Origin of the sequence: Cellvibrio sp. pealriver (assembly GCF_001183545.1) — a bacterium.
In the GTDB taxonomy this organism is placed as follows: Bacteria; Pseudomonadota; Gammaproteobacteria; order Pseudomonadales; family Cellvibrionaceae; genus Cellvibrio.
Genome location: NZ_KQ236688.1, coordinates 2,988,395 through 3,003,764, shown reverse-complemented (window position 1 = coordinate 3,003,764; position 15,370 = coordinate 2,988,395). Strand labels below are relative to the sequence as shown.

The following is a 15,370-nucleotide window of genomic DNA, read 5'->3' as shown; positions in this document are numbered from 1 at the left end:
CGGAAAACTGAAAAAGGTTTCATAAAATGAATGTCAGTGCTCATTCCAATCCGCAGACGAGCAGCACAAATAATTCCCGCGCCCTCTATCGCACTATTTGGCGCTGGCATTTTTACGCCGGTATTTTTTGCATCCCATTTGTGATTCTGTTGTCCATCACCGGCGCTATTTATCTGTTCAAGCCGTATTATGAAAGTTGGCAAGAAAGCCAATACCATTCACTACCTGTTTCCGGCGAGCGCGTGCCTGCCAATGAACAGATACAGGCGGCGCTGAATGCAATTCCCAACGGAAAGTTTTTAAGTTATCGCTTGCCACAAGCAGAAAATGAAGCCGTATTAATTAGCGTGCAAGGCGAGCAAAACTGGCAAGTATTTGTTAACCCTTACACCGCAGAAGTGGTTGGCCAACAACAAAGCCAATGGCAACTGATGAATGTGGTGAAAACCATTCACGGCGAATTATTAATCGGTGATGTTGGTTCTATTTTGGTTGAGCTTGCTGCCTGTTGGGCAATTGTGCTGATCGTTTCCGGTTTGTATTTATGGTGGCCGCGCAATAGCAAAGGCTTGGCAGGTGTGATGTATCCGCGCTTGCGTGAAGGCAGCCGCACTTTCTGGCGCGACATCCATGCTGTTACTGGTATTTGGATTTCTGCACTCGCATTATTTTTATTGGTGACCGGTTTGCCTTGGGCGATGGTGTGGGGCGCAGCGCTAAAAGAAGTGCGCTCAATTGATTTTTCTGTGCAGCAAGATTGGTCGCAAAGCCGCGCGCAAGAGCACCAACACTGGCGCGCGCAAGCAGTAGAGAGTTTTGACCTTACCCCCGAGGTGCTACGCACAGCAGATGCATTGCAATTAGCACCGCCAGTAGATTTAAGCGTGGCTTCTGTGCATCACGTTAACGGTCATGCGCATCACCACACCTGGAAGGCATCCTCACAAAGCCAGAACCGTCCACTGCGCGCCGATGTGTGGATCAAAACCGACGGCAGTATTGAAAAAAAGTCCAACTTTTCTGAGAAAAAATTGGTGGATAAAGCCATAGGTATTGGCGTAGCCGCGCACGAAGGTTATTTGTTTGGTTGGTTTAATCTGGTGTTAGGTGTGCTGACCTGCACAGGATTAATTTTGATGTGTGTCAGCGGATTTATTCTCTGGCGCAAACGCAAACCCGATTCAGTGTTAGGTGCACCGCCAGCAATGCCGGCGCGCGTTGGGTTTGCTGTCGTCGCCATCACTCTTGCTTTGGCAATATTTTTACCGCTACTGGCCATGTCATTGGTTGTTTTACTGCTGGTGGAGTTTTTAATTTTGCGGCGTATTGATCGCGTTAGCCAATGGTTAGGATTGGGCAGCGCATAAACTTCTCTTGTTGGCATAATTACAGTGGCGTAGTACCATCCTTATAGCATCCATCTCAGAAAATCAAAGCGCAATTGAAGTAATAGAGTCGCTGTGCTGGACTTGATTAATTATATCGCTACTAGCTTGTGTAGCGTTTTTCTTCGGAAAGCACTCGGAAAAGTTGGATATTTAAAATATTTATTATGGATAGGATGTAAATGTATGAGGTATTGTATTGATTTATTTTTTATGTTGGCGATATGTGTCATTACAAGTGGCTGTGGAGGTGGTTCGGGCTCGACAAGCTCATCGTCAACTAGTCAGGTAAATTCGAGTTTTCAATCGAGTTCATATGCTCAATCTAGCTCACCTAGTTTGGATTCTCCTCGTGCAATGCGTGTGGCTGCCGGTAACAATAGTGTTACGCTTAGTTGGTTTACCGTTAATAATGCTGACTCCTATAATCTTTATTACTCCATTGAGCCAAATATAGACCCAAGTAAATTTGGCCAATTGGCAGCTTTAAATCGTATGGAAAATGTAACTCCCTCTTTTTTTACCCTGAATAATTTACAAAACGGAACTAGGTTGTATTTTGTTGTCACGGCATTGAATGTGCTTGGTGAAAGTCCCCCAAGTGATGAAGTTAGTGCAATCCCCCAGCCTCTCCTTCAGTTTCCTGTTCGAGGATCAGGCAAAATTAATGATACCGGTGTCGATTGGTGCGCAGATATAGATTTCATTTATTTAACTTGTCCGCAGGCAGATTTCTTCGGGCAGGATGGGGATTATGGCCGTGATGCGCAATATCGTTCGGGGTATTTGGTGAAAATTGGTTCAGGTACAGCAGGTTTTGATTTTACTAAGATAGATGCGAATGGTAACGAGTTGCCAGACAATGCAGAGAAGTGGAGCTGTGTTCTCGATAATGTTACCAATTTGCTTTGGGAGGAAAAAACAAGTGATGGAGGTTTGCGTGATGCGAATAACTATTACACTTGGTACGACCCAAACCCAGCGTCAAATGGTGGTGACGAGGGTGTCCGGAATCAAGGGAGTTGTGTTGGTAGTGATTGCGACACATTTTCTTATTTGAGCGCCGTAAATTCCCAGGGGTTATGCGGTTTCAATGATTGGTCAATTCCAACAATTAATGAATTAAAAACAATTATTAATTATGGGCGAATATACCCTGCTACTGATGTGAATTTTTTTCGCAATGCACCACCATCAAATTATTTTAATTGGACTTGGTCATCATCAACTGGTACGGGAATTTCAGTTGGATTGAGTGCCTGGGGCGTTGAATTTTCAAACGGGCACGTTAATCTAGATGTTAAGCGTAATTTTGGTCGAATCAGATTAGTGCGTCAAAAACCTTAAGGAAATTTAAATTGCGAGTAATTAAATCAAGCCAAAAAATTAATATTATAGTATTCAATATTATTTTATTTTCTAATGTTTCTTTAGGTGACTGCATAGAGCCTACTAGTGTGGCTATCCCGTCAAGTATACAAGTTGATAATTTTATTATTAATAACGATGGGACTATTACTAACAAGATTACTAAGTCAACTTGGATGAGGTGCTTGGTAGGTCAAACATTGATTGAAAATGTTTGTGTTGGTGAGCCAGCATATTATTCTTGGTCTGATGCTATTACTTTAACAAGAGCATTTAGTTTTGCCGATTATTCTGATTGGAGGCTACCTAGCATATCTGAGTTGGGCTCCCTTCATGAGGTGCAATGCAGAACCTCTTTCAATGCAACTTTATTTCCATTTGATGATACGTATTTATGGTCTTCAACTTCAGCTGTAAATAATGGAGGCGCAGGTCAGACTGATCAAGCGTGGAGTTATTTGTCGGGCAGGACGTTTACCAATACCAAGAGACAAAACCTGGCTCTATTATTGGTTCGTGACGAGTAGATCCTCAAGCTGAAAAGATGACCTCAGTAGTCCGCCCTGAATCATACGCGCTACAGATCAATCGTTAATAATATTTACTCGGTCACTTACAAACCTAACAGGCTTCTCCCATACCGCCAACACCACACAACCGTCATCACTGACAATCGCATGACTGGTTTGAGCGGGATTGATTAAAAAAGTCCCCTGGTGATATTCACCGCGTTCATCGCGCTGGCTGCCGCGCAAAATCAATAAAAATTCCACGCCGGTGTGTAGGTGTCGTGGAATTTTTGCTCCAGGGTGATAACGCAACAAAGCGCATGAGCAACCTTGTGGGTCGCCATGCAATGGCAATATGCCTACACCGTTGCGGAATGCTTGCCACTGATATTCCGGCGCATCAAAGTTCCTGTTTAATAAATCTGTCCATACCAAATTTTTTTCCACACGTGACTCCTGTTTTTTCGGAAAGGATTGTTGTCTGGTTTTTGAAAATATTTTTAAGAAAATCTATTTTTATAATATGTGAAGAATATCAGCCGAGTTAGCCACTGCGCCGAATACGCCGCCTTGCATATGAATCATCGCGAGCGCGGCCTTATGGTTTTCCGGGTCTGTTGCCGCACAACAATCGGCAAGCAACACACATTCAAAGCCGCGATCATTTGCCTCGCGCATGGTGGTGTGTACGCAGACATCGGTGGTGATACCGGTGAGGATAATGTTGCTGATTCCGCGCAAATGCAGAACCATTTCCAAATCGGTTGCGTAGAAAGAACCTTTGCCCGGTTTGTCGATAATAATTTCACCGGCGATAGGTGCGAGCTCGGGAATAATCTCCCAGCCTGGTTCTCCGCGAATTAAAATTTTTCCGCAAGGACCTTCATCGCCAATGCCCGCGCCAATTTGCCGTGAGCGCCAGCGCTTGTTTGCGGGCAAATCAGCAAGGTCTGGCCTGTGGCCTTCACGCGTGTGAATAATATGAAAACCGGCCGTGCGCATGGTGGGCAATAATTTTCGCAGCGGTTCAATCGGCGCACGGGTTAAATTAATGTCATAACCCATGGTGTCTACATAGCCGCCTTTGCCGCAAAAATCCGTCTGCATATCGATAATGATCAGCGCGGTATTATCCGGGCGAAGGTTGCCATCATAAGGCCATTTATAAGGCGTGCTATTAATGAAAAGTGGCGTACTCATAGCGGTGTTCTCCTGTCCTGTTTCAGTGCGCTGGTTCAATGGCATCGCGATCAAGATGCTCATGTTTATCATCGCTTTCCGGCAGTGTGCTTGCTGCTGTGCCAAACTTTGCACAAGCGAACAACACACCGGCAACAGCGAGATAAGCAAATGCAACGGTAGGCGATTCTGCAATACCAATGGCTTCACCGTGCATCAAACCGAAAAAGGTTAATACCGAACTTGCACAGGCAAATAATCCAGCTTTAACAAAACTGCGATCAATAATAAATGCCGTGATCGCACCGAGCATGAGGCCACCGAGAATTGCACCGCCACCCAACACCGATAAACCTTCATAGAGCACACCATTCTGTGCGAGCTTGTCCATACCAACCGCTGCGGCATTGGTGCCTGCTGCATTGAGTACATTATCGATTTGCAATTTTCCCCAGGCTGCAAGGTGCGGCATGAGTGAAACAATAATGGCCGGTGCGTGAGACTTGGGGGTTTCCTGAAACGCTTGTGAACCGATGAGCATGCCGATGTAAAGCAAGATAGGTGAGATCGCGACCACAGGAATTGCGGATGAAAATACGGCGATGATTCCCAACCAACACAACAGCAGTACGACGATGCCCGTAACCGCTGAGTAGCCGATGCGCCCGCCCATGGATTTCCAACCGGGGTGCCCGATATAAACAGCATTGATAAACGGATTGCCCATGCAGCAACCAATTAAACTGATTACACCATCGGCAGTCAGCACGCGCGTGGTTGGGTAACTATCGCCCGCGACTGCAGCGCTCTCAACGTTGTCCATCGCTTCAACTAAATCGTAAATACCGAAGGGAATTGCAGTGACTAAAATAATTCCAATAAATTCGAATCCGGAAAACACATGACCAACGGCAGGGATAGGAACAGAAAAACCAAAACTGGTAAGCGACTGGGTGAGGTTGTCCAAACTTAATCCACCAAAATTCAAACCGATTGCGGTTGAACCCCAGGCAATTAATGTTCCCACTGCAATTGCCACCAGCCCGGCAGGAATTCCTTTGAAGTAGCGCACGCCGCCAAACCAACTCAATAAAATAATGGCAAAACACACAACACCAATTACTGGTGTCATAAACATTTCCAGTGCGGGGCGCAATGAAATAAATGCGATGGAAACACCGGCGAGTGTGCCGAGCAATGCAGCGCGTGGTGTAATTTTACGAATGTAAGGGGCGATGTATCCACCGAGCATCAGCACAAAACTTTGCACGAATACCCAAGTTAATCCGGCCTCCCAACCTTTAATGGGGTCACCGGTGGTGAGTGATATCGGCAACATAATTACAAATACCACCACAAACATATGCGGCACGCTAATGCCGGAAGGCAATGCGCACACATTGGTTCGCCCGGTTTCTTTTGCCAATTTGTATGCGAGGTAAGCGTAATAAGTTGTGCTTAAACACATCATTAAGCCCACCGCAGGCAATATGCGACCAAATACAATGTCATCCGGCATTTGCAATACAAAACGCAGCAAACCCGTTAACACCAATAAATTTACCAGAATGTTTGTACCGAAACCAAAAAGCGCATTCCAATCTCCTGGAACCCAGAGTTTTACATTACTTTTCATGATGCGGCGCTCCTGTTTATAGGGATAAAAATGACAGGGATAAAAAATTAAAATTAAAAATTAGGTGAGTGACGTGGTTTTATATGTTTGTGTGAGCGCAGAAACGACAGCGGTGCTGTTGCTGACCCAACCAAAAATACCGCCTTGTGCAGAGACCATCGCCAAGGCAACGCGATGAAACTCAGGAAAATAGGAGGCGCAGGCATCGCCCACCACTACACAGCGATAACCGCGATCATTGCCTTCGCGAACGGTGGTGTGCACACAGACTTCGGTAGTGACACCGCACACCAATACATTTTCGATACGATTTTCTTGCAGCACATCATTTAATTCGGTGCGATAAAAAGCGCCCTTTCCTGGCTTGTCGATAATCACCTCACTGGTGATAGGTGCGAGCTCCGGAATAATCGCGTGGCCGGGTTCACCGCGCACCAACACTCGGCCCATGGGCCCGCTGCTGCCGATACGCAGCTCCGGTTTGCCGCGCATAATTTTTGCCGGTGGCGCATCGCTAAGATCAGGCAGGTGTCCTTCACGCGTATGAATAACCAACATGCCTATCGCGCGCGCCGCATTCAGCAAGGCTTGGCAAGGCGCAATTGCTGAGCGCAATAAACTCACATCATTACCAAGGCTCGCACCAAAACCACCTGGCTCAAGAAAATCCCGTTGCATATCAATAATTATCAGCGCGGTGTGTGCGAGTGATAAATCAATTGCTTCGGGTTGCGCACTTAAACTGATCATTTTAAAAAATCCACTTGACCATTAACTCGGGAAAGTTTTCATCAATGCCATCAATGCCGAATTTATTTCGCCAGATTTGGTATTCAATCCCGGCCTGAATTACACCGGGTGAATCCCACAGTGAGCCCACATCCAACAGCAAACGCGGTTGGGTAATAATGTTGTCTTCAGCGGGGCCTACATCCCACGCGTAATCAAAAAAGCCTTCAAAGCTGAATTTCGCTTTACCAATTTCAAACGGCATTCCCCACGCGAGTGTGATTTGTTGCCCAAGCTCGGTACCAAAACTCACTTCATTGCGCGCATACCAATTGATTTGGAAAAAATTGAATTTGGGTAGTTTTAGATCCACGGCAAAACCGTAAAGGTAGGTGTGAAAACCCTCGCCAATTTCCATGGTGCTGGTGATTAAAAAATCCTGAATGATGCCCGCCGATAAATCCTTGCCGGTGATTTTTCCAAGGCTCAGGCGCGGGGAAATTTCGCCGTAATAACCGGTCTCGGTCAGCTCGCCGGTGCGGTCGGGGTTGGTTATATCCACAAAGAAAAAGTTATCGCCATATTTCCAGCCGCTCGCATGCTCAAGCGTAATCAGGCTGCGCTCTTCATCGCCCAGCTCATATTCGGTGCCATAGTGATATTGAAAATTAGTACTGCTCCAGCGTGCGTCGGCATAGGTGGCCGTGTTAGCCAGCAGTGCGCAAAAAAACGCGCCGCAGGCCAAAAGGCCGCGGCACAAGCGGGGGGAAGAAACGGGGTGACGGCTATTGGCATGGTGCATCTCGGGCTCCTCATTGTTCTGATTATGCAGTTTGGCTTGTAGTGATTCCTGACTTAATAAAACATTGTTGTATACAACGTTGCTCTGATTTATGTTGTGCACAAGCTGTGCCAGCAGGCAATAGGGCTCAATCTGTTTGGTGTAGGTGTTTGAAAAAGCATGAGTTTTTGGGGGGAGTTATAGCGGTTGCCCGCTACCTGGGTTTGTGGCGTGGGCGCTATAAAGCAGCGATGCTATTTATTTGTGCACTGATACTGTGCTTGTAACTCCCCTTGGAAGGGTGTTTGGTTTACAAGGTGGGGAGGCTCGCCTACCATGCCAGTAGAGGCGTTCAGCCAGCGCAATTCCACAACTGGAGCAGGTGTTTTGACTACCCCGAAATCAGCCGCACAATTGGTCTATGACCAGCTCAAAAAAAAGATTATCGATTTTGAAATCTATCCGGGTACCCGTATTACGGAATCAGAAATCGCCGATGATTTTCAAGTAAGCCGCACGCCAGTGCGCGCCGCCTTGCAGCGTTTGGAAACGGAAGGGCAGATCACCATCATGCCCAAGCAGGGTTGTTTTGTGCGCTCGGTGGATATTGAAACCATCAGCCAATATTACGATGTGCGTATCATGCTTGAGGCCAGCGCCGTAGAGTTGGCTTGCGACCATATGAATGACGATGATCTGGATGCATTGCAAGAAGACTGGAATGCCGAGCGTTTGGATGACGAGTTGGATATGGAAGAAATAAAAGCGCGCGAAGAGGCCTTTCACATCGGCATTGCCATTGGTAGCGGTAATCCAGTGCTTGCCAATTATTTGCGCGACATCAATAACAACATCCGCATTTTGCGCCGGTTAGGGTTCCCTGATCGCCAATCAGTGATTGAAACTTGCGAAGAGCATTTTTCAATTTGCCAATTAATCCGCGACAAAAACAAATCGCAAGCACGCAAAACCATGACCAAACATATCCGCAAAAGCCAGGAGCTTGCGCGCAGCGTAACACTCAGCCAATTGCAGCAAGCCATCAAGCGCCATAAGCCGTAAGTTGTTAAACCCCTAAACTTGAAAACGGACTTCTGACAGCGTTGCCGCCCATCTGTAATACGTGCGTGTAAATTTGTGTTGTTTTTACATCGGTATGACCTAACTGGTCTTGCACGGTGCGAATGTCTGCCCCCGAAGCAAGCAGGTGTGTAGCAAAAGAATGGCGCAGCGTGTGTGCACTCACTATTTTCCGAATCTCTGCTTTATGCGAAGCGCTTTTAATCGCTTTTTGTAAGCCTGTTTCATCGATATGATGACGGCGTAATGCATTATCTTCCGGGTCATTGCTTAAGCGATCTGACGGAAATAAATATTGCCAATCGAGCGATTTACTTGCAGCAAGATATTTTCTCCTCAATGCATGAGGCAGCCAGACACCATCATAATCCGGGTTGTTCAGATCGTGCGCTAAAAAACTTTCAGCGCGCTTTATCTGGTTTTGTAATGCATTTTTTAATTCCGCTGCCAAGGTCACTGTGCGGTGTTTTCCACCCTTTCCATTCCAAACACGCACGCAGCAATAATCAAAATCGATATCTTTAACACGCAAGCGAACTGCCTCCATCAGCCTGAGCCCGCTTCCATACATGAGCGCAGCAGGCAAATAATAGTTAGCGCTGATTTGTGCAAACAATTGGCTGATTTCGTCGCGGGTTAACACCACAGGTAATTTGCGCGGCTTTTGGCTTTTTACAAATCTGAGTTCCAGTGACAGCGGCTTCTGCAAAATTTCTTTATAAAGAAAATTCAATGCATTCAAAACGAGAGCCTGCGTAGGCCCTGCGACGTTGCGCTTAAGCACTAAAAAATCGAGGTAGGTTTCGACATCGTTATCGCTTAACAAGCTCGGGTGCTGCTTGTTGTGAAATAGAATAAATCCCTTAATCCAATGAAGATAAGTTTCAATCGTGCGTTTGGCATAACGCCGCCGCATCATTTCATCGTAAATGCTGGAAAGGAAAGGGGATTTGTACATGCGCGCACCATGTTATGAATAGATAACTGTTTGCATATACAGTGATTGTATTCATAATAGGAGAATTAGCAAGGAAATTTTCCGCCTTTCACTCCTCCATTCCTATTAGGGTAGCGGGCTAAGGCTCTGTAATGGCGCGTAATTGAGGTCTATGCTATATATCAACTTCTAAAAACTTAGACGGAAAAATTCCGGTAGAAAATACGGAATCTTTCCGTCTAATAACATTGTTATAAAGAGCAGTATTTTGGTTGGTGGTTTCGGGAAGTTTTTACTCTGTAGCAATTAAGTTACTAAGTAAGTTTTGGTAGAAACGTGGTTCCGTTAGAATCTCTGGAATAGTTCGAATGGGCATTTTCTGCACTTGGCGGCAGGCACTCTAAAGAAAATTGCAGCATAGTTCTGCAATAGAATAGTGTGGTTTGTGTGGCCTGAAATATTTTAGGTCGTGCTAAATTTTACCAAATAAGCGTATTGTTATAACAAGGTGTTGCAACACCATTCCGGCGCTTCGCGCCTCCATTCGACAGTTTGTAAGTAGCGCATTTAGCGAATTGCTACGCAAAGTTTATCGCATGCGCTACTTACAAACTGCGGTTGAACACAACGTTATAAAAAATATGGAGAAACACAATGACAAATAATAAAACTGGCGGCAATGGAAAAACTCCACAATCACCGCCACAGAAACCTAGTGAAAATAGAGGTGGTAGCGGGCGGAATTCTTCAACATCCTCTTCTGGGAAATTGCAGAACAACAATCAAACCACTACGAGTACTGGGCCTAGAAGCCCAAGTAATAGTAAAAAATGAAATTATCAGGCTATAAGCAGTCATATTATGACTTTAGCAGCTCAGCAAGTTCTGTAAGTCGGCAGGCTTCATTTGCGGGAATTGCATTGCTTTGGATCTTTAATACAAAAACAGGTAATACATATACACTTCCTGAAAACTTGCTTTGGCCTGCCTTATTGCTTGTTCTGAGCATTTTCTGTGACTTGCTGCACTACATAGTTGCATCTGCAATCTGGGGCATTTTTCATAGAATTAAAGAAATAAAATATGGCGCTGGAAATGATCCAGAATTACAAGCATCCAAATACTTAACTTGGCCTATTAATCTTTTCTTCTGGTCTAAACTTGGTTTTGTTATTTTGGGTTATGCAGGTTTATTAGGGTATGTTGCCTGCGCAATAACTTTTAGCGGCCATTTATAACAAATCGCTCAAGCACCGCGCACTACGTGCGCTGGACAGTTTTAAAGTCGCAGTTTTGTGGTTTTGCTGCGCAAAAGTATTCCACAAAACTACAACTTTAAAACTGCCGCTTAGCTCGGCGTTAGAAGAATCCATGAAAAATATTACACCACAACAAAGATTATTAGATTCTGAATTGGAGAAGTGCAAGATTCATCTTAAGAATCTTGGCGCGGAAATTTCTGGTATATCCAGTGGAAGCCCAGAAGGTGACATATGGCAGTATGTTTTTATTTTTAGTGCTAGCATTCCCCCTAATAGAGCTTCAGCTGAAATTCGTGTTAGTTGGCGGCATGGTTACAATAATGCGCCAAGCAATAAGTTAGTTTTATATAGATCTTCGTCCATTTATAGAGAAGGCTGCGCATCTAGCTATTTAATGTCGGAAGAAACAACTTTTGAAATCATCGGCAATCCATTTAGTCTTCAAAACATTGTTGTCACAGCATTTAACGCATGCAAAAAAGAGTTGAGTGTTCATGTAAATACACCGCTGGAATTTACATAGAAATAGGTGGTACATGAGAAAAATATTCTAACAAGTCGCTCAAGCACCACTCCGGCACTTCGTGCCTCCATTGGACAGTTTTTAAGTCGCAGTTTTGTGGTTTTGCTGCGCAAAAGTATTCCACAAAACCGCAACTTAAAAACTGCCGCTTAGCTCGGCGTTATATCAAGGAAAATTATGAACAAAAATTTAACTTTATACATTCAGATGAATGTCGCTGTTGGAATAATATCAATTTTATTCGCTGTTCTATTTCTTTTTGCATCAAAGGGAAATCTATATCTACTAATGTCAGTTTTACTATCCTCGCTTATTATCGGCTTGGTCACTGCTATAGTGTGGCTGCCTATATACTTACAGCTAAATAAATACATATCAGGAAAAAAATGCTATTTTTTATCTGCAGCTATTTGTGCATTTTTACCGCCCTTAATATCAGGTTTTTTCACACCATTTTCGTCTTTTTCGCTAATTATTGTAACTCTACCTTTGTCGCAGATTGCAGCTTTGTTTCTTATGCTTATAAGGCAGTAAATATAACAAAGTGTTCCAACACCGTTCCGGCGCTTCGCGCCTCCACTCGACAGTTTGTAAGTAGCGCATTTAGCGAATTGCTGTGCAAAGTTTATCGCAATGCGCTACTTACAAGCTGCGGTTGAACACAACGTTAGGCAAAACATGTACAAATACCAAAAATGTATCGCTACGATTAAAGGATTTGGAACTACGCATTATGATAATGCTAAAAATGTTCAGGATTCTTCTTTTTCATGGTTATGCCCACTATGCAAGCATGGTAATCATGTAGATCTGAAACTTGTTTTGGATGGCTATCTATTTGGAAAGGAAGAAGATTTAGAAGCAGAACTTATCGTTCTCGCGGAAGAAATATTTTCAGTTAAACTTTTTAAGTCTGCTCCGTGCAACGGTTGGTCTTATTTTTTAAAAAGGTTTTGTGAAAATTGCCCAGGGATATTTTTGTTATGGGTTGGTATGAATGAAGTCAGAAACTCACATTACTTAATATCTGTGCATGGAGTTTATGAAGTTAAAAAACTTTAAACTAAGGAAAACAAAAAGTATGCCTAACAAATCGCTCAAGCATCGCCACTTCGTGGCTGGACAGTTTTTAAGTCGCAGTTTTGTGGTTTTGCTGCGCAAAAGTAATCCACAAAACCGCAACTTAAAAACTGCCGCTTAGCTCGGCGTTATAAAGCGCGGTCTTTTTGGTTGGTGTTTTCGGTAAGTCCGTGCGCTGTAGCAATATTTTAGTTTGTGCGCTCGGTGGTTTAGGTGTTCTAAATTGCTAAGCGAGTTTTGGTAGCAACGTAGCTCCGCTAGAATCTCTGGAATAGTTCGAATGGGCGTTTTCTGCACTTGGCAGCTGGCGCTCTAAAGTTCAGTTGCTCATGGTTCTGAAAATTGAATAGTGCAGTGTGTACGGCCTGAAGTATTTTAGTCCGTGCTAAGTTTTACCAATTGTGCGTAGTGTTATAACAAAGTATTCAAATCCGTTACGCTGCGCTCCACCGGACAGAATTTAAGTCGCGCTTTTGTGGTTTTGCTACGCAAAAGGTTTCCACAAAAGCGCGCCTTAAATTCTGCCGTTTAATACAACGTTATGGTAATGGATGCTTATAAATTGAAAATCTCTGTTTCATTAACAGTGACGCTAGTAATAACTCTATGTATTCTTGGTGCATATTATGACTTTGGAACAGGCTTTCAGACCTATTTAATCGCATCTGCCACGGGGTCATTTTCACTTGCAGTATTAGTGAGTGCTACATTGTTATCTAAAGCCATTCTTCAAGGCCCAACTTATACGGGTAAAAGCTCCCAAAACACTTATTCCTTTAAGGCTTGGTTTGCGTTAGCCGCAGGGTTGGTAGTTTTCGGAAGCCTATTCTACTATTACTTCTCGCAACCCTATCGGGTAGTTAATACCGGAAAACACATATATCATGCATGGGCATTTGGCCTTATGTTTGGAGCTCTTTTCTTGGGCTTTTTGCAAATTTTAGTTGTGCTTTTATATCGTTACATTAAGAAATAAATTGTAAACCATAACAAAGCGTTGCACCTGACGCATTGTAAGTAGCGCTTATGCAATACCGCTGCGCTAAGTTTATCGCAACGCGCTACTTACAATCCGCAGGTGAACGCAACGTTATGTTTCACTAGGAAAGTCGAAATGTCCGAAGATGATCTAAGCAAAGAAGCTAATATCAAAATTCCCGTGGGTCACCTACTTGCTGTATGGGGAATCCTGTCCGAAAAGTTATCTAGTTCCCCAATAAAAGATTCGTTTACCGAAGAGGAAAAAAGAGCAATTTGGGGTCTAGAAGACTTGTGTGAAAGGGAGCTTATTAATCAGGGCTATTCTTCTCGCCCTGAAAAAGATTGGAATCAACTAATGGCTAAAGCAACCGAATTTGTTAAAAATATACCAGTTGATTGCTTAGATTAAATTCAATCGAAAATAGGTCACAAAAACATAACAAGCGGTTCCAACGCCGCTCCAGCGCTTCGCGCTTACGCTCGACAGTTTGTAAGCAGCGCATTTAGCGAATCGCTGCGCGAAGTTTATCGTAAATGCGCCGCTTACAAACTGCGGTTGAACCGAACGTTATGTTCTCAAGGTGGCGAATGAAACTTAATCTGCTAGTTTTGCGATGTACAAACATAGAGATTTCCAAGAATTTCTATGAGCTGCTTGGTTTAAAATTTGTGAAAGAAAAGCATGGCAAAGGGGTTGAGCACTATGCTACTTGCATAGAAGATTTGGTGTTTGAAATTTACCCATTAAATTTAGGTGAAACCCCATGCAATACTAGGCTGGGCTTTTCCGTTCAATCTCTTGAATCTTTGCTTGAGCGCATCCAATTTCATGGCCAGTATGAATTTAATGGAAAAACTATTTATATTCTTTTAGACCCAGACGGTAGAAAAATAGAAATTTCCTAGTTAATCCTAATATCAATCGTTTGTATAAATTAGTTGTTTGGCTTAAAACAATAAAGCAAACATAACAAGGCGCAGCAACACGCCACTACGTGGCTGGACAGTTTGTAAGTCGCGCTTATGTGGTTTTGCTTCGCAAAAGTATTCCACAACGCGCAACTTACAAACTGCCGTTGTGCTTAACGTTATAAAGCGCGGCCTTTTTGGTTGTCGGTTTTTGAAAGTAAGTGCGCTGTAGCAACTAAGTTACTAAGCGAGTTTTGGTAGAAACGTAGTTCCGTTAGAATCTCTGGAATAGTTCGAATGGGCGCTTTCTGCACTTGGCAGCAGGTGCTTTAAAGTAAATTGCGGCATGGTTCTGCAAATCGCTAGTGAAGTTTGTGCGGGCTGGAATATTTTAGGTCGTGCCAAGTTTTACCCAATTGGCGTAGTTTTATAACAAAGTATTCAAATCCGTTACGCTACGCTCCACCGGACATAATTTAAGTCGCTCTTTTGTGGTTTTGCTTCGCAAAAAGTTTCCACAAAAGCCCGCCTTAAATTCTGCCGTTTAATACAACGTTAGAGTAATCGTATGAAAAAAATAATTGCAATTCTGGGGCTATCTTCTTTTTTCGGTTTAGCTGAGGCTTCTCAATTTTCCGCAGGGCAAGTATGGAGCTATAAAAATCGTATCGGAGAGGAAGGATCTACAGTATTAATTAATAAAGTTGAAAGCCATCCTAAGCTTGGAAAAATTTTTCATGTCAGTATTTTTGGCGTTAAAGTTAAAAACTCTAGAATTGCTGGTGGTATATCAACTGACTTACCTCATTTCCCTGTTTCAGAAGAAACATTGAATAAAAGTGTAGTCAAGCTCATCGGTAAGAAAGAACCAAATCCAGAATATTTAAACGGTTACAACGTTTGGAAAGATGCCTTTGACAACGGTGAGGCCGGAATATTTACAATCACCTTAGCAGAAATTGTTGGGGTTGTAGAAGAAAGTATTAACCCAAAAAAGTAAACTCTAACAAG

General features: G+C 43.7%; 17 protein-coding genes. 11 read left to right on the top strand and 6 right to left on the bottom strand.

What is annotated here, in order from left to right; all coding sequences use genetic code 11:
- Positions 1-26: 26 nt before the first annotated feature.
- The 3 genes from VC28_RS13045 to VC28_RS19585 all read left to right on the top strand — a co-directional run bounded on the left by VC28_RS13045 (position 27) and on the right by VC28_RS19585 (position 3,280).
- The gene (locus VC28_RS13045; protein ID WP_049631017.1) at positions 27-1,367 is read left to right on the top strand and encodes a PepSY-associated TM helix domain-containing protein; all 1,341 of its coding nucleotides are present in this window, start codon (positions 27-29) and stop codon (positions 1,365-1,367) included.
- 375 nt (positions 1,368-1,742) lie between these two features.
- Entirely contained in the window at positions 1,743-2,732 is a 990-nt protein-coding gene (locus tag VC28_RS13040; RefSeq protein WP_049631016.1) for an Lcl C-terminal domain-containing protein, read from the top strand.
- An 11-nt stretch (positions 2,733-2,743) separates the two neighbouring features.
- Positions 2,744-3,280, top strand: a complete 537-nt coding sequence (locus VC28_RS19585) for an Lcl C-terminal domain-containing protein (RefSeq protein WP_082191530.1) — start codon at positions 2,744-2,746, stop codon at positions 3,278-3,280.
- Positions 3,281-3,337: 57 nt separating this feature from the next.
- On the opposite strand, the gene VC28_RS13035 is transcribed toward VC28_RS19585, so the two are convergent.
- From VC28_RS13035 to VC28_RS13015, 5 genes are all read right to left on the bottom strand, one after another.
- Positions 3,338-3,709 (bottom strand): cupin domain-containing protein, encoded by a 372-nt coding sequence (locus VC28_RS13035; RefSeq protein WP_082191529.1) that lies wholly within the window; start codon positions 3,707-3,709, stop codon positions 3,338-3,340.
- A 69-nt stretch (positions 3,710-3,778) separates the two neighbouring features.
- Positions 3,779-4,462 (bottom strand): biuret amidohydrolase, encoded by a 684-nt coding sequence (locus tag VC28_RS13030; protein WP_049631015.1) that lies wholly within the window; start codon positions 4,460-4,462, stop codon positions 3,779-3,781.
- A gap of 22 nt (positions 4,463-4,484) precedes the next feature.
- Complete coding sequence (locus tag VC28_RS13025; RefSeq protein ID WP_049631014.1) at positions 4,485-6,077, bottom strand: hypothetical protein; 1,593 nt, start codon at positions 6,075-6,077, stop codon at positions 4,485-4,487.
- Positions 6,078-6,137: 60 nt separating this feature from the next.
- Positions 6,138-6,827, bottom strand: coding sequence for a cysteine hydrolase family protein (locus VC28_RS13020; protein WP_049631013.1), 690 nt, complete (start codon positions 6,825-6,827; stop codon positions 6,138-6,140).
- A 1-nt stretch (position 6,828) separates the two neighbouring features.
- The gene (locus VC28_RS13015) at positions 6,829-7,608 is read right to left on the bottom strand and encodes an outer membrane protein OmpK (RefSeq protein WP_053094201.1); all 780 of its coding nucleotides are present in this window, start codon (positions 7,606-7,608) and stop codon (positions 6,829-6,831) included.
- A gap of 366 nt (positions 7,609-7,974) precedes the next feature.
- Between VC28_RS13015 and VC28_RS13010 the strand changes: the two genes are divergently transcribed.
- A complete protein-coding gene (locus tag VC28_RS13010; RefSeq protein ID WP_049632385.1) occupies positions 7,975-8,649 on the top strand; it encodes a GntR family transcriptional regulator in 675 nt (224 codons plus the stop codon).
- Between the two features lie 4 nt (positions 8,650-8,653).
- On the opposite strand, the gene VC28_RS13005 is transcribed toward VC28_RS13010, so the two are convergent.
- Positions 8,654-9,625, bottom strand: a complete 972-nt coding sequence (locus VC28_RS13005) for an integron integrase (RefSeq protein ID WP_049631012.1) — start codon at positions 9,623-9,625, stop codon at positions 8,654-8,656.
- An 809-nt stretch (positions 9,626-10,434) separates the two neighbouring features.
- On the opposite strand from VC28_RS13005, the gene VC28_RS13000 reads away from it, so the two are divergent.
- The 7 genes from VC28_RS13000 to VC28_RS12970 all read left to right on the top strand — a co-directional run bounded on the left by VC28_RS13000 (position 10,435) and on the right by VC28_RS12970 (position 15,359).
- Positions 10,435-10,842, top strand: a complete 408-nt coding sequence (locus VC28_RS13000; protein ID WP_049628923.1) for a hypothetical protein — start codon at positions 10,435-10,437, stop codon at positions 10,840-10,842.
- A gap of 133 nt (positions 10,843-10,975) precedes the next feature.
- Positions 10,976-11,389, top strand: coding sequence for a hypothetical protein (locus tag VC28_RS19770; RefSeq protein ID WP_156184334.1), 414 nt, complete (start codon positions 10,976-10,978; stop codon positions 11,387-11,389).
- A gap of 633 nt (positions 11,390-12,022) precedes the next feature.
- Complete coding sequence (locus tag VC28_RS12990) at positions 12,023-12,451, top strand: hypothetical protein (RefSeq protein ID WP_049631010.1); 429 nt, start codon at positions 12,023-12,025, stop codon at positions 12,449-12,451.
- A 565-nt stretch (positions 12,452-13,016) separates the two neighbouring features.
- Entirely contained in the window at positions 13,017-13,445 is a 429-nt protein-coding gene (locus VC28_RS12985) for a hypothetical protein (protein ID WP_049631009.1), read from the top strand.
- A gap of 138 nt (positions 13,446-13,583) precedes the next feature.
- On the top strand, positions 13,584-13,859 hold the full coding sequence (locus VC28_RS12980; protein WP_049631002.1) for a hypothetical protein: 276 nt from the start codon (positions 13,584-13,586) through the stop codon (positions 13,857-13,859).
- A gap of 179 nt (positions 13,860-14,038) precedes the next feature.
- Positions 14,039-14,356, top strand: a complete 318-nt coding sequence (locus tag VC28_RS12975; RefSeq protein ID WP_049631001.1) for a VOC family protein — start codon at positions 14,039-14,041, stop codon at positions 14,354-14,356.
- 571 nt (positions 14,357-14,927) lie between these two features.
- The gene (locus tag VC28_RS12970) at positions 14,928-15,359 is read left to right on the top strand and encodes a hypothetical protein (protein ID WP_049631000.1); all 432 of its coding nucleotides are present in this window, start codon (positions 14,928-14,930) and stop codon (positions 15,357-15,359) included.
- The last annotated feature ends 11 nt before the right edge of the window (positions 15,360-15,370 follow it).